17 protein-coding genes are annotated in these 14,701 nt (G+C 45.3%); 8 read left to right on the forward strand and 9 right to left on the reverse strand.

The features are described 5' to 3' along the window. The first annotated feature begins 263 nt into the window (after positions 1–263). The 3 genes from ACDJ58_RS04450 (at position 264) to ACDJ58_RS04460 (ending at position 3,518) form a co-directional block, all read left to right on the forward strand. On the forward strand, positions 264–1,541 hold the full coding sequence (locus ACDJ58_RS04450) for a methyl-accepting chemotaxis protein (RefSeq protein ID WP_090953003.1): 1,278 nt from the start codon (positions 264–266) through the stop codon (positions 1,539–1,541). A 169-nt stretch (positions 1,542–1,710) separates the two neighbouring features. After that, positions 1,711–2,556 carry a hypothetical protein gene (locus ACDJ58_RS04455; RefSeq protein WP_413375859.1) on the forward strand — a complete coding sequence of 282 codons (846 nt, stop codon included), beginning with the start codon at positions 1,711–1,713 and terminating at the stop codon, positions 2,554–2,556. Between the two features lie 248 nt (positions 2,557–2,804). Further along, on the forward strand, positions 2,805–3,518 hold the full coding sequence (locus ACDJ58_RS04460) for a stalk domain-containing protein (RefSeq protein ID WP_413375861.1): 714 nt from the start codon (positions 2,805–2,807) through the stop codon (positions 3,516–3,518). 102 nt (positions 3,519–3,620) lie between these two features. Here the strand turns inward: ACDJ58_RS04460 and ACDJ58_RS04465 are convergent, their stop codons facing one another. Continuing rightward, a complete protein-coding gene (locus ACDJ58_RS04465; RefSeq protein WP_413375863.1) occupies positions 3,621–4,595 on the reverse strand; it encodes a ring-cleaving dioxygenase in 975 nt (324 codons plus the stop codon). A 228-nt stretch (positions 4,596–4,823) separates the two neighbouring features. On the opposite strand from ACDJ58_RS04465, the gene ACDJ58_RS04470 reads away from it, so the two are divergent. Continuing rightward, entirely contained in the window at positions 4,824–5,585 is a 762-nt protein-coding gene (locus tag ACDJ58_RS04470; RefSeq protein WP_413375865.1) for a TIGR02206 family membrane protein, read from the forward strand. A gap of 155 nt (positions 5,586–5,740) precedes the next feature. Here ACDJ58_RS04470 and ACDJ58_RS04475 read toward each other — a convergent pair whose 3' ends face one another. Together ACDJ58_RS04475 and ACDJ58_RS04480 are read right to left on the reverse strand one after the other, a co-directional pair. After that, on the reverse strand, positions 5,741–6,535 hold the full coding sequence (locus ACDJ58_RS04475; protein WP_413375867.1) for an SDR family oxidoreductase: 795 nt from the start codon (positions 6,533–6,535) through the stop codon (positions 5,741–5,743). Between the two features lie 158 nt (positions 6,536–6,693). Then, positions 6,694–6,951 (reverse strand): YqkE family protein, encoded by a 258-nt coding sequence (locus ACDJ58_RS04480; RefSeq protein WP_413375869.1) that lies wholly within the window; start codon positions 6,949–6,951, stop codon positions 6,694–6,696. Between the two features lie 128 nt (positions 6,952–7,079). Between ACDJ58_RS04480 and ACDJ58_RS04485 the strand changes: the two genes are divergently transcribed. After that, complete coding sequence (locus ACDJ58_RS04485; RefSeq protein WP_024632483.1) at positions 7,080–7,262, forward strand: hypothetical protein; 183 nt, start codon at positions 7,080–7,082, stop codon at positions 7,260–7,262. A gap of 182 nt (positions 7,263–7,444) precedes the next feature. On the opposite strand, the gene ACDJ58_RS04490 is transcribed toward ACDJ58_RS04485, so the two are convergent. Beyond that, a complete protein-coding gene (locus ACDJ58_RS04490) occupies positions 7,445–8,092 on the reverse strand; it encodes a peptidylprolyl isomerase (RefSeq protein ID WP_413375871.1) in 648 nt (215 codons plus the stop codon). 257 nt (positions 8,093–8,349) lie between these two features. Between ACDJ58_RS04490 and ACDJ58_RS04495 the strand changes: the two genes are divergently transcribed. Next, positions 8,350–9,561 (forward strand): MFS transporter, encoded by a 1,212-nt coding sequence (locus ACDJ58_RS04495; protein ID WP_076290204.1) that lies wholly within the window; start codon positions 8,350–8,352, stop codon positions 9,559–9,561. Between the two features lie 179 nt (positions 9,562–9,740). Here the strand turns inward: ACDJ58_RS04495 and ACDJ58_RS04500 are convergent, their stop codons facing one another. The 3 genes from ACDJ58_RS04500 to ACDJ58_RS04510 all read right to left on the reverse strand — a co-directional run bounded on the left by ACDJ58_RS04500 (position 9,741) and on the right by ACDJ58_RS04510 (position 10,707). Beyond that, entirely contained in the window at positions 9,741–9,938 is a 198-nt protein-coding gene (locus ACDJ58_RS04500; protein ID WP_413375873.1) for a hypothetical protein, read from the reverse strand. Positions 9,939–9,976: 38 nt separating this feature from the next. Then, on the reverse strand, positions 9,977–10,345 hold the full coding sequence (locus ACDJ58_RS04505) for a hypothetical protein (RefSeq protein ID WP_413375875.1): 369 nt from the start codon (positions 10,343–10,345) through the stop codon (positions 9,977–9,979). A 200-nt stretch (positions 10,346–10,545) separates the two neighbouring features. After that, on the reverse strand, positions 10,546–10,707 hold the full coding sequence (locus ACDJ58_RS04510; RefSeq protein WP_017690239.1) for a hypothetical protein: 162 nt from the start codon (positions 10,705–10,707) through the stop codon (positions 10,546–10,548). Between the two features lie 144 nt (positions 10,708–10,851). Here ACDJ58_RS04510 and ACDJ58_RS04515 point away from each other — a divergent pair, with 144 nt between their 5' ends. Continuing rightward, on the forward strand, positions 10,852–11,133 hold the full coding sequence (locus ACDJ58_RS04515; RefSeq protein WP_063564602.1) for a hypothetical protein: 282 nt from the start codon (positions 10,852–10,854) through the stop codon (positions 11,131–11,133). A 163-nt stretch (positions 11,134–11,296) separates the two neighbouring features. Beyond that, positions 11,297–13,198, forward strand: a complete 1,902-nt coding sequence (locus tag ACDJ58_RS04520; protein WP_413375878.1) for an ATP-binding protein — start codon at positions 11,297–11,299, stop codon at positions 13,196–13,198. A gap of 76 nt (positions 13,199–13,274) precedes the next feature. Here ACDJ58_RS04520 and ACDJ58_RS04525 read toward each other — a convergent pair whose 3' ends face one another. Continuing rightward, on the reverse strand, positions 13,275–13,517 hold the full coding sequence (locus ACDJ58_RS04525) for an NHLP leader peptide family RiPP precursor (protein WP_099855706.1): 243 nt from the start codon (positions 13,515–13,517) through the stop codon (positions 13,275–13,277). 54 nt (positions 13,518–13,571) lie between these two features. Then, the gene (locus tag ACDJ58_RS04530) at positions 13,572–14,519 is read right to left on the reverse strand and encodes a hypothetical protein (protein ID WP_163756193.1); all 948 of its coding nucleotides are present in this window, start codon (positions 14,517–14,519) and stop codon (positions 13,572–13,574) included. Positions 14,520–14,701: the final 182 nt, after the last annotated feature.

The following is a 14,701-nucleotide window of genomic DNA, read 5'->3' on the forward strand; positions in this document are numbered from 1 at the left end:
CTCAGTATATCATTTAAGCAAAATGGATGCCAACCTAAATCATTTCACCCTTCTTGCCGATAAATAATTTAAATTAAGGATATCACCTTGGCAGATTAAAGGTTAAGTCAGTCAAAACTCGTCTTATCAATTATGCTCCACTTAGAGGAGAAGTCATGCATGAAGAATAAGATGGGGGTTAATTGTCGTTTTCAGTGATCTAAATCACATGTAATTTGGTTATCTATTGGTAAAATAGGAAAAAAGGACTATGAGGTGTGAATATGAAATGGACTTTAGGCGCAAAAACCGTCGCAGGTTTGGTACTGATTTCACTGATTACGTACGGAACTAGCGGCTTTTTTATATTTTTCCTTCAGGACTGGCTCTCGTTCTCCATGCCAAGCTGGTTGTATATCTCTATCGTACTTATCATGGGCGTGTGCTGGAACGCGATTCTGGGCTGGTTTGCCTCTCGTTGGTTGACTCGTCCAATTGTGCATTTGTCCCGTGCGGCACAACAAGTCTCATCGGGGGATTTGACGGCCGAGATTCCAGAGCGGCGAACACAGGATGAAATTACTGTATTATATGATGCTTTTCGCGTAATGGTTTTCAATTTAAGAAGTATTGTAAACGATATTACAGATAGTACACGTACAACCTCACAGAATGCCCAGTCGCTTAGTGAAGCAATCGCTCAGGCAGCAGAGCAGATCGAGATGATGTCTGATGCGGTGGATCATATTGCTGTGGGTGTGGAAGAGCAGAAGACGACTTCACATCAGTCGTTGATTACAGCGGATGAGATGTTGAACGATTTTCAGCGTATGCACAGTCAGTCGATCGGTATGACAGAGATGTCCGGCCAGATGGAACGTTCGGTAGATCATACGAAGCAGACCTTCTCTTCTTTGATGAAAGGAATGGACGAGCTGACGGAATCTCACAATCGTTCCCGTGACATCATGGTGCTGCTCGAGAAGGAAGCCTCGGATATTGAAGCCATTACTCAGTCCGTCAAAAACATTGCAGAGGAAACAGGGTTGCTTGCCCTGAATGCTTCCATTGAGGCTGCACGTGCAGGAGAAGAGGGATCGGGCTTTGCTGTGGTGGCTCAGCAGATTCGTAAGCTGGCAGATGAGAGTAAACAATCGGTGCATCGGATTAATGAGCTGATCAGCCGCGTACAGCAGCGGATTAAAGATACAGCTCAACTGATTCATGAACAGCATGGCCTCGTTGTGAATGAATCCGAGCGCACGATCTCTGTTGATCAGACGTTGCAGGAGCTTACAGGTACGGTAGAAGTGTTTATGAAGGGCGCTCATGAAATCGGATCCAAAATTGGGGAACAGACCAGCCGCGTGGAACAAACGCATGGTCATGTGAAAAAGATCCAAGGGAAAGCCGGATCGTTCTCGGATGAGGCGAGACGGATTATGGATGCGGCACATGAAGAGACAGCAATCATGCAGGAGATTTCATCCTCGGCTGAAGAGCTGAGACAGTTAACAGATCGATTAATGGACAAAACGAAAGCATTTCGGATGCAGCCTTGAGCTGTCTCCGGGGTGTTTTTTTGCTTATTATGGTTAAAGCCGAACGTTCTTTCGTAGAAACTGAAATATGTAAAGATTTTTTTATGAAACATTAACAAATTCGCAACGCTTGGGCGATAAATGAAGATATAATGGTAGTATTCCACTACAGATTAAGGAGCCCAGCATATTGAAAACTTGGACAGGTATCCTGCTGATGATTATTTTGGCGGTAGCGACGATTAGTACAACTTCGTCTGCCAGAACCATGAATGAATCGCAAAAACAGCTTAACATAGATGATCAATCCAGCCAGACCTCAGCGGTCGTGGCCTCCAATATAGAAACAATGAATGAAGCAGCGTTTACAACGAAGGAATCGATTCCTGTTAAGGGAGAGTACGTTTCGCTTGCTCCGGAAAATGAGAATGTAAGACTATACCCCATGAAAGTTGAAGGTTCAGGATATATATATAACGGAATGGTGTTGGAAGTGAACGGCAAGAAACGTGAATTCAGTAAATGGCAAGGAGAAGGCGGATCCTACAAACCCGAAGTGCACGAACTGGATCTGAATGGAGATGGCAAGAAGGAGATTGTTGTGTTGTTTACAGCCGGTCATGGAACAGGCATCTATCTGGGTGAAGCGCATATTATCGATCCAGATACGCTGGAAGAGATGAAGATGCAATCACTGAATGAGATTGTAAAGCAGCATGTAAACTCGAAAGTCAGTGTTACACCAGGTCAGGTGACGATCAACGTTACCGTTGATGGTGTTCATGCAGAACCTTCCCTGATGGAGGAAGACACAAGCGAGGGAGTGTATAACGAGCAGCTCAAGTTCGGCGGTGTTGTTTATTACAGTGTGGAGAATGGCAAGTTGGTAGTGTCGGCATCCGGTGCATACGGTATGGGTTTATATGATGGTGATCTGAACTTTGCCTATGACTATAAGGATGGCGAGTGGCAGGCTGTGAACTTGGAATACAGCACGGAAGAGTATGAAGATGAGTACTATGAATCTTTTGATTGAATCGAGTATTTAAGAGAAGAGCGGAATTGCTGAAAAAATGATAAAAAAATATGTCCCCACGGTCTGAAATGACAGAGGGAAACGGGTGAGGCTGAAAAAAATGATGTACATTTAGCCTCACTTTGTGCTATCCAAAATCGAATTTTATTCCAAGGATTTACCATGAAATGGTTGACACAAACACTTTAGTCGTTTAAATGTATAAAGGATGGAACTCATCTATTTCATACTTTTAGGAGGGATCATTCATGAAGAAGAAGGTCGTATTGGGTTTAATGGTGGGTACACTAACACTCGGCATCGGCACTGGGGCACTTGCAGCAACGGGTCTGGAACCGATCAAAGCGTATTTGAACAGCAAGATATCTCTGAAATTAAATGGGACAACGGTAACAGCCAAAGATGCCAATGGAAATACGGTATTGCCAATTACTTATAACGGAACGACCTATTTGCCAGTGCGTGCAGTCGGCACGCTGCTCGGTACAGAAATTACGTATGATAGCGCAACATCATCCGTTAACATTGGCAGCAATAATGTATCTGCACCACCATCGGAAACTGGCAAGCTGACATTAAGCTCGCTCGGAACTGCAGCCTTGGGCACCTCGGATTGGCATACCAAGGATCCGGCCGAAACGGCGTATAAAGGCAAAGATTACAAAGATGTATACCTGCATACCGACACAGCCAAGCAAGGCAAGAGCTTCCAAGTCATGACCCAGAAAAAGTATGCCAAGCTGCATCTCGATTTGGCTGTTCTTGGCGGTTCACAGAAGCTTGAGATTATGGACGAAAACAATACAACGCTCAAGACAGTATCGCTTTCCCCTGAAGACGGTTTGATTGGGGTAGACGTGGATGTTGCAGACACGGATTTCATCTTTGTTGAAATCGTTGATGAGGCCCCAGGCTCCTCTCTGTTTGTTCCGTTGACGACCTCATATTTAACCAAAAAATAACCGAGATATTAAAAACGATTATCGCCTATGATTAGCCGGACGGTTGTTTTCGACTGGCATAGCGATAATCGTTTTTTTGTCCTTTTGGGACGCATGATCAGGTTAGCGAATTACTGTATCGAGCGGTTTGAGATTCGCTTCAATCTCTGCACGGCGACCTTCAAGGAATGGAGGCAATGCCAGGGACTCTCCAAGATAAGCCAGTTCTTCATCCGTGTCGAAGCCGGGACCATCGGTTGCCAGCTCGAACAGAATGCCATTGGCTTCACGGAAGTACAGGGAGCGGAAGTAGAAACGGTCTACGAAACCGGAGTTCGGGAATCGGAAATTATGAACCCGTTCCACCCATTGTTTCAGCTCTTCTTCATTATCGACCCGGAAGGCAACATGGTGCACACTGCCTCGTCCAGGGCGTTCTTGGGTAAGGTCATTACGTTCTTCGACATGCACCTCAGAGCCACTCCCACCTTCACCAGATTCGAAGACGAGTACATCGGGTTGGCCTGCGACAAAAGCAGGATAGGTCCCTTTTTGACGGAAGCCGAGCAGTTCGGTAAGAACTGGAGTAGTAAGGGAGGCATCTTTAACGGTAAGATGGACTGGACCTAAGCCTACAATGCCATACTCGACAGGTACAGGACTTTGATCCCAAGGTTTGCCCCCTGCAACACCTGTATTGTGCTCATCAGAAACCAGAATCAGACGTTGTCCTTCAAAGTCCGTAAACGAGAGAGTAGCGCGCCCTCCGCGTTCGGTGATTTCTCCATGAGGAACATCGAATTCATCAAAACGCTGTAGCCAGTACGTAAGGGCTGCATCGCTAGGAACACGAAGTGAAGTTGCTGAGATGCTGTTCACGCCTTCGCGTGTCTGCCCGGCCATTGGAATTTCAAAGAAGGTAAGCTCGGTACCCGGATTTCCTTTTTCATCTCCATAGAAGAGGTGATAGACCGAAACATCATCCTGATTGACTGTTTTTTTGATCAATCGCAATCCCATGACGTTGGTGTAGAACCGATAATTTTCAGCGGCGTGTGCGGTCAGTGCAGATACATGGTGAAGTCCTTTGATTTTCATTATAAATTCCTCCTGATGGTTAAATTATTTTTTTATATTTTTTCCGTTAAGAAAGTTACTAACTTTTTGTTTGTTTTGTTGTTGAATTTATCTTAACATAAAGATATTTAAAATACAATCCTAATTTAGAATTCCATCTGGACAGTGCACTCATTCAATGACAAAATGAAAAAGTTAACATTAAAGAGATAAACTGTGTTTGAGTAATGAGAAGGAGAGAAGAGGCGCATGGCTTATCCTCAGTGGCTAGACCCTTATGATGCAGAACCGTTTATGCTGTTTTCCACTTCGCACCTATGGGCGATCGGTGTGATTGCTGCACTGGTTATATTGATGTTCCTATTTCGGAATTGGCTGCGCTCATTTTCATCCAACACACGCCGTACCTTTCGGATCGCTTTGGCATGTGTCATGTTCGGCTGTGAGATTGTGCTTCAGCTCTGGTATGTATATGGGGATGTGTGGAGTCTACAGACTTCATTGCCGCTGGAGTTATGCAGTCTGTCCCTGCTATTATCGGCGCTGCTATTAATGACACGCAGCCGATTACTGCATTCTGCATTGCTGTTCGCAGGAATAGCAGGAGCTTTGATGGCGATCGTAACTCCTAATCTCGGTTATGCTTATGAACATTTTCGTTTCATTCAATTTTTTACTGCTCACGCTTGTATTATTCTGGCGTTGCTCTATATGACTTGGGTGGAACAGCTTCGTCCAAGCTGGAGATCTGTGTTGGGTTCGATGATATTCGTGAACGTGGCTGCGTTGGTCGTATATGGTGTGGATGTCCTGCTTGACGCCAATTATATGTTCCTGAGACACAAACCGAATACGCCTTCAGTGCTCGACATGTTGGGCCCCTATCCCTTGTACATTCTTGGGGAAGAGGTACTGGCGTTAGTCATGTTCTCCCTAATGTACGTACTGCTCTTTGCCATTCCGGAGCGGCTGAATAATCGAGTGAAGAGAGGAAAGAGTTCAGCGCTCTAGTTAAAAGTCATCTGAAACCGATGGGTAAGTAAGCACGGGACTCTTTTCTTTGTTCTGCTATAAAAATATATCAAGCCAAACATCCCGCAGCAGTCTGGATATCCAGACCATTGCGGGATGTTTGGCTGTTAACTCATATGAGCACGATATTAATGTTATCCGCGGAGCAAAGATTCCGCTCCATCCACGTAGATCCGGGTACCGGTCACATGAGAAGATTCATCGGAAGCGAGGAAAAGCACCACATTGGCAACCTGCTTCGACGTTCCGGGTTCACCCTTGAGTGGGTGTTCGTGACCTTCCGGAAATTCAACCGGGATCTGTACTTCTTTCAGATCGTCCGAAGGATAGGTGTTGTCATCGATGTTGGTATCAATGGCCCCCGGACAGACAGCGTTGACACGGATTTTGTAACGAGCCAGTTCCAATGCAGCCATCTTCGTAAAGGCCGTCTGACCTGCTTTACTGGAAGCGTATGCAGAGAACCCGATGCCAGAGAATACGCGGTTACCGTTGATGGAACTCGTAATAATAATGCTTCCTCCGCGGTCTTTCAAATGGGGGATGGCGTACTTCACAGTTGCGAACGTGCCGCGCATATTGATGCCCATCGTCTGATCCCAGTCCTCAGGTTCCATCGTTTCAATTGGAGCCATCGTGCCGTTGATGCCCGCATTGGCAAATACAATATCGAGCTGTCCAGCTTGCTCTGCCACCTGATTGATTGCTTTCTGCACATTGTCCGGTTTGGATATATCACATTCAATGACGTGGGCTTCTCCGCCTGCATTCTCAATCGTTTGTTTGGTTTTCTCTGCATTCTCCGGGGTCCGATCCAGCATGAACACTTTGGCCCCATGCTCAGCGAAACGAATGGCTGTTGCCTGACCAATTCCTGAGCCACCTCCTGTTACAATTGCGACTTTCCCTTGCAAACGTTGTTCAGTCATCCTGATCCCTCCGTATCGTATGGATTCTCAGTATACTCTCTATCTCTACATACCCGACTAAAGAGTGATGAATCATATGCACCATACAAAAAAACAGGACCGTTGCACGGCCCTGTTTCAGTAGTTTAGATATCATAATGATCTGATTGCTGCAAAAGTTACTTATGTTTCTTCCAGTCTAGCGAACTGTTGTTCAACAGGTACTCAAAATCATTATCTTTCCGCTTTTGTTCAGCTTTACGAACTTCTTCCGCCTGCAGGCGTTCCTGCTCTTTGCGGTCTGCCTCGGCAGCCTTGGCTTCATCAGCCTGAGCTTTCAGTTTCTCTAGCACATCACTGCTCAGCAGATCCTTTAGTGTGGTCGGTTTATCCTGTGCTGCTTTGGGAGCAGGGGTATGTTTTTTGGATTTTGCCATAGAATAATCTCCTCTCAAAAACATGAATCAGCTTCCATCATCGTTCAGTAAACATATTATATCAGGTTCACCAAACCCATTCCATGAAACTGCGGAACAAAAGCAGGAAATAGGGGGTTACGTGACGAATGAAAACGGGTATAAATTCATATATTATTACCGATACTGCGACTATTCCCTGGAGAAAGGAGTCGTTGTTCGTGGAAGTAAACCGTAGTTTACTGAAAGGGCTTGCATGGGGTGTTGCTTTCAGCTGTCCGCTATGGATTGCGATCATCGGTTGGTTGCGTTTGATGGGATGGATGTATTGAGATCAGCGGGTTGCAGAGCTGCTGCATATAGAGTTGTGCCAGAAGAGGGCATTTTTTATAAAGTCATTTATGTAAACGTTAACATTAAATAAAGCTCTGCCTTGCGTGAATACGCAGGACAGAGCTTTTGTTTGTCTTACAGGTTGTGAATTAAGATGGATAACTAAGATCCGTTCCGAAGGTTAAGGCATTTTTACCGGTTCTGGATATTCTACTCCGTGGGTGTCGACGGTGACTTTTTTCATTACCTGATCGGTAACTGGTTTGTCTTGTTCGCCTATTTGTTGAGCCGCAATCCCGTCAACGACGTCCATGCCTTCTGTAACTTTACCGAATGTGGCATATGCATTATCCAGATAATCAGCATCCGCTAACATGATGAAAAACTGGGATCCTGCGGAGTCCAAATCATTTGTCCGCGCCATGGAGATAACCCCACGCGTATGATTCAGGTGATTTTTGTGACCATTAGACGTAAATTCCCCTTTGATTGCATAACCTGGACCTCCTGAACCGTTGCCATCTGGATCACCACCCTGAATCATGAACCCTGGAATGACGCGGTGAAAGATCAGGCCGTCATAAAAACCTTTATTGGCGAGTGAGATAAAATTGTTCACCGTGTTTGGTGCGATCTCCGGATAGAGCTCAATGACGATTTTCTGACCATCTGACATTTCAATTGTGGCTACAGGATTCGGACCAGCAGGCTCCACTGGAGCTGGTGTTTCCGTCGCGCTGCTTGAAGGGCGTCCACAACCACTAATGACGATAAGCAGCATCGCTAGAACCAGCGACACAGCTGTTGTTTTTTTCCACCGAAAAGACATGAGAACGTTCCCCCTTGCATCTCTGCATAATATGTTTAGTCAGAATTATTTTCAGATAATCCCTCAACTATCATACCGTTTTTGCGGACAAGATGGCAATGCAAGGCAGGATATTGTGGGCGTCAAGGGATGGTGTAAATGCTTACAGAGGTGTAAAATAAGGAAAATGCTTCCGCAGTCAGGGACGTACGGGTCTGTTCCGTCCGCTCCAATACACGGCAGTCCCGGCGTCAGTAACGGAAAGGGCGTGCGGGTATATGGACTTCTCGTGGAAGCGTAATCTGGTGATTTTGTGGATTGGTGTGTTTTTCTGCAGCACCGCTTATTCCATCTCCATCCCATTTCTGCCTTTGTTTCTGAGTGGCGATCTGGGCGTTCGTGATCACTTAGAGTTCTGGTCAGGGCTTGCCTTTGGCATCACGTTTCTGGCAAGTGCGCTGGTATCTCCCTTCTGGGGATCACTGGCTGACAAATACGGGCGCAAGCCAATGCTGATCCGGTCGGGATACAGCCTTGCTGTTTTGTATTTGATCAATTATTTTGTGCAGGACCCATATTCGCTAATCGTGGTTCGTTTGTTTCAGGGATTGCTCGCGGGGTTTGTTCCGGCGGCGATTGCACTGGTCGGTACCAACACACCGGAAGAGAAGACAGGGTATGCACTCGGTATCATGTCTACAGCCGGGGCAACAGGAGGTATAATCGGCCCGTTAATTGGTGGGGTGGTAAGCCACTATTATGGCAACCGGAATGCGTTTTTATTTTCCAGCATCGTAGTATTGGTCTCGGCGTTGATCGCAACCTTCTGGGTCAAAGAAGAGAACTTCAACCGGAACAAGGCACGTTCTCATGTGATGGATGACATCCGTGAAGCCAGGGCCAATCGATTGTTTATTACGGTACTTGGCATGATGGGCATATGTACCTTCTCCGTGATGATTCTGGAGCCATTATTGACCGTATACGTGATGGAAATGGGCATTCAGCCCGATCGTGCTTCTCTCAGCTCGGGAATTATTTTCTCTGCGGTTGGTGTAGCTACGGTCATTATGGCGCCGCGCTGGGGTAAGATCGGTTCGCGAATCGGGTATGGCAAAGTTCTGATTATTGGCCTCGTTGGTGGGGCGATTGGTAACCTGCTGCAGTTTTTCACTACAGGTTATATTGGATTCGGCATATTGCGTTTTGTGTATGGACTGTTCTTCGCTGCGGTATTCCCCGCGATTAATGCGATGATTGTGCAAGTGACTGAACCTGGCTTCCGGGGAAGAGCATTCAGCCTGAATCAGTCGGCTTCCCAGATCGGTACGATGGCGGGGCCAATAATCGGTGGTGTTCTCGGTGGTTGGCTGCCGATTCGTTGGATTTTTATCATCAATGGAGTGGCGCTGCTGATTACCGCCATTGTGGCGAAATGGTCCCGACTGGAGGAGAAGTTGCCGGGATCGGGCAAACCTTTGGCGAAGTAATCAAAAACGTAAAACGTTAAATGGCTAATCGGATATCAAAGAGGGGATGGCACCGTACGGATACGGTAGCCATCTCTTTTTCAGGATACAGTCTTTGTTATTAGGAAGGTTCAGCAAAAAGAAACCTCTTAGCAAGGAGGTTTCCAATATTCCCATTGGTCTGTAATGCGTCCGCGTTCCTATTCATCCTCAGATGAATCATTTCGGGTAACTTTCTCTTTCGGAATTGCATGTTCAACAGCATCAAGCTGATCCTCATCCGCTAGGGCTTCCGGAAAGGAATCTTCCGTGAACAATCCAAAATTCGGATCAATATCCCGTTCGGTTACCAGATTATCGGGCTCATGTACTTGTCGCTTGTGATCATCATCCTTCATCGTGTCTGCACCTCCTAATTCAGGCTGTGACAAGAGGATTAGCGCCGTGGTGGGATATCGTTCTCCGGTTTCGCATCTGCGCCAGCGCCGTTTAGCAGGTCTGTCCCGTGAAGAGCATTGGGGTCGGGTGCCGCAGGATCAACCGGACTATTCGGTTGGATAAGATCAGCATCAGGTACGGATTCGAGTGCAGGCTCCGCTATCCGTGACTCCAATTCCGGTTCTTCCGTAGCCGCTAAAAGGGGCGGATTCAGTGTATTATCAGTATCGATACGTTTTCCCGTAACTTCATCAAAAGTGTCTATGTCACCTTCAGGAACTTCGGTTTCCAGTGGAATATCACGGGACCTCTGATAACGGTCGTAGTAACGTTCGCTCTCTTCATTGCTAATCGGTCTGTCTGACATAAGTAGCACTCCCTTTCAGAGGATTATATTTAATGGTTGTTTGTTTGATTGGGCAGTTATCTTGTAAAGGTTCTTATTCCGTAGTTACCCAAAGGGCTAATGTTGTAATCTCGCACCCATTATGATTCCCTTGTGTTCCCCAAATATGAATAAAAGATGAAAGTGAAAATTTACGGGATTACAGATTCAACGTATATGCTTTAAAATTTGGGAAATACATATTTGACCAGAAAGTACAGGAATCCAAAGAAAATAATGATATAAGCCGCATACTTGATAAACGTGGAAGCGACCATACTTGAATCCGATTTGTGTTGGACATCCTTATGTTCTACCTCTACCGTTCTGTGTGGCTCATTCATTTGAATCACTCCTCAATGGTAAGTGTTTGCTTTGAGGAACATTACACCCGGAAGGGACGATTGAATCGCACAGGTCGGTTTTACAGCTTTTCATCTTTGGCCTATGATATGATGAAACATGGATATATGAGGGAGGAATTCCAATTGGATTGGTTTACGCTAGGGAATATGATCACTCAAATCCGAATCGGGCAAAAAGCGTCTACGCCCGGGTTTTCCCGTACCGTTATACGCCGTCCGGACGGGCTGTTCTGGGTAGGCGGGATATGGTCAGGACAGATTGTCCAGTTGCGGGATTATCTTTTCTCGGATATATGGACGATCTATGACGATGAGGAAACGGAGCAGTGGTTGGAATATCGTACGAAGATTGAACAGAAAGAACGCGAAATGATTGAGAACCAGTTCGAAGATCTGCGCGGATAATGGAGAAAAAACTCGGAATCTATCAATAAAATGGAAATAAAACTATAAATCTACTAAAATGTGAATTTTCATTTTCCTACAAGAAGGTGACACGTTAAACTGTGGCGAATGATAAATGAGAGAACTTGGGGATAGAGAAAATAAGAACTTTGAGGTGCTGTGAATGAAAAATGTGCCCAAAGCTATCATCATCTTATGGATAAGTATGTTGAATATTCTCTGCTTGCCGCATGACTTCGTCTCAGCGACTGCAGGAGAAGTTGACAGACCTGTATCCATTACGGGATGGGAAGTAAAATGGGGGAACGTACACGATCAGGGATTCATCAGTGAGGTCCAAGGTTCGGAGGAGATCTGGGAGAAGCAAGGTGCAGAAAAGCTGGAATACAGCAGCGTAGAAGCTCCTTCAGGTTCCATGTGGACTCGTGTGACCATACCTAAAATAAACGAAGATAGCTCGGCAATCCGTTTTGAGAATATTAAAGGGAACCACATTGTAATCTATCTGGACGACCGTAAGGTGTATGAGAATTATCATTACAATTATGATAATAACGCTGTGTTGTTACCCTTATCGAGTGAGAATTCAGGTGGAAAACTGTATGTATGGTCCGAGAATGAGAAAGGCAGACTTGGCATCTACGGAACGGTTCAGGTTGGGCCATATGCTACATTACAGGAAAAGTACATTCACAATGGACTGCTTGATGTAATATTGGGAGCGACCTTTGTGTTTACGGCACTTACGATGCTGAGTTGCACATTTTTCCTGGGCAAATTCCACAAGGGAATGTGGATTTCGCTATGTATCGTGATGGGTTCAATCGGAACGATGATTATCACCTATTCACAGTTTTTATATACGTTCTACCAGGTTTACGGTAATCTGTATTCCGTATTGTTTGATCTGGCTATGCTGATGGGCATGCCTGCACTCTGTTATTTTTTTGAACAAATTATCGGACCAGGTCGTTATGGCATCTTTACCAAACTAAGAAAATTCCAATTCATCTATTCAGTAGTAGCTGTGGCTGCCCTGATGATTGATTTTATTTCAGGCGGTCAATGGGACATGCTCTACAGTTTGTTGGTTCAGAATGTAATTGGATTCGTTCTCGTAATCCTGTTGAGCATCTTAATGATCGGCACTATCTCCAAAGCGCTTCAAAGGAGCAGGGAAGCTCTTTTGCTAGCTACGGGATTCGGCACATTTGCCTTAATCAGTGTTGCTGAACTACTGTGGTATTACCAGCGTAATGGAACATATCATCTGATATGGTGGAAATGGTCCATGGTTGCTTTTATTATCTCACTTATTGCCATACTGGGAAGCCGATTTGCTGAAAAACATACCAAAGTGCTTGAATACTCGAAAGAGTTGGAATTGTTCAATAATGAATTGCAGCGATCCGAGAAAATGGAAATCATTAGCGAACTGGCGGCGTCGGTTGCTCATGAGGTTCGTAATCCGCTGCAGGTGACACGAGGATTCCTTCAGCTCATGACAGAGCAGGAAGACAACAAAAACAAGGGGTATGTGCGGATTGCTCTGGAGGAGCTTGATCGCGCTTCCGGCATTATTACCGACTTCCTGACGTTTGCCAAACCGGAGTTCGATCATATTGTCTCTCTGAATATCGCGGATGAATTTAATCATATTGAAGGTATTCTTGTACCGATGGCTAATCTGGAAGGCGGCAAAATAACAACTGATATTCCGCCAGATCTATGGATTAGAGGGAACTCTTCCAAGTTCAAACAGGCTTTTATTAATATTATTAAGAATAGTATTGAAGCTCTGCAAGGACAGGGTCAGATTGATATTTGGGCTTATGCCCAGGATGGGATCATCAAGGTACATGTTAGAGATAATGGAGAGGGCATGGATGAGGAAGCGCTGGTCCGCCTTGGGGAGCCTTATTTCTCGAATAAAATTAAGGGGACAGGCCTTGGCATGATGGTGACTTTCCGAATCGTTGAAGCCATGCATGGGCAGATCAGCTTTACAAGCACAAAAGGGGTAGGAACAGAAGCCGTTGTATCTTTTGCTGCATTCGTCGAATGACGAGCGGCAGAAGTGTACGATGGCTTTTTTGTTCGCTACCCCTGGTGTCGTTCAATCACATATCAATCTAATCCGTTTAGCTTCTCCACGGTCCGCAATTTACGTCATAATCCACTTTGGATGGATTGGGAGGAATCACGAGAACGTAGTCGTTCTGTTGTTCTTCAACGGTACGGACTTGAATGTGTTCAGGAATATCAATGCCAAATGCTTCGCGAAGCGCTTGCTTCGGGTTGGAGTGCAGTTGTTGTCTGAAGTGCTCATCGGTCCAGGCCTTTTCAATAATATCCTCGTGCAACGTTTTCTCTGATACCATCATCGTCAACATTCCCTTCATATTTAAAATTCAACTGTACCAGCTCTTCTTTTGTAATTAGGACAAATGTTGTTTCTCGCTGATCCAGTAATGAAACCCGCCTTGAAAAAGCATTTTTTTGTGTTGTTCAATGTCGTGAACAGTTTGTCCCAGAATGCCGCATAAGTAGGAATTAAATGCTTCGAGATGCGAAATTCCCGAGTTAGAAGATGTTAGTCTGATGTTATATTGCTGAGCAATGTCTACATAGGAGTTCATCAATTGGGTATTGTATACATTATCATGTACACGTTCGCTTACAGGATGAGCCGGGTAGTTATGTTCCAGTGCTGCGGATATGTGGGAGAGGAAGCTGTTGTAATTTCCATGCACAGCATCTTGTTTCGTGTCTGTGAAGTCATCTGTCATCTGGAGAGTCATCAGTGCAATGTTGACGGCAGAACATACCGGAGTAATGCGATGCTCCTGTTCCAAAAGAAGGAGTGAGCCAGCAGCTCCAAGTTGAAGTGGGGCGGCTTTTTGGGCGATTAATAGCGGGCTTCTCTTGAAATAATCGATAGAGTTCTCACCGGTGACGCTCATGGCCCAATCCTCCACATACTGTCTGAAATACGTCCAGAACGGGGAAGAAAGGCTGAATAGCTCTGAATAGGCACAGATCGCGTCCACGTAGTAAAGATTACCCAGTGATAATTTCAGTGTCACATCTTCTGGCTGTTCGTCCATAACTTCATCCTGATTCAGAAAATATAGCATATGCAGGAGACAAGCAGTACTTAGTTTGTGTGCCTTCTCTGGAGGTAGACCATCCGAGAGCTGCATCCACAATGGAATAATGTAGCCGATGTAGCTGTGACCCGAATCTCGTAACAAAGGATTGACCAAATGAAGTTGTTCTAGTGCATGTTCTGACATTGGTTCAGGATACTTCTGTACCAGCTGCTCTGCTGCAGCGAACACCACCTCCACATCGGATCTAAACGGATCAAACCATTCTCTCCGCATCGTTTGGTTACGCCCTTCCCATAATAAAGTAATTAAGGACTATTCGACTAGATCATGAAGTTACTTTCAGTATACCGGAAATGAATTGAAAAAAATAGGAGGTTTTGTGATGAATTGTGAAAAAAACAATGACATTTTGTATTTTTATGGCATAAAAAAGCGGAAGTTAGGCTCAAACTAAG

Origin of the sequence: Paenibacillus taichungensis (assembly GCF_047302525.1) — a bacterium.
Lineage (GTDB): Bacteria > Bacillota > Bacilli > Paenibacillales > Paenibacillaceae > Paenibacillus > Paenibacillus taichungensis_B.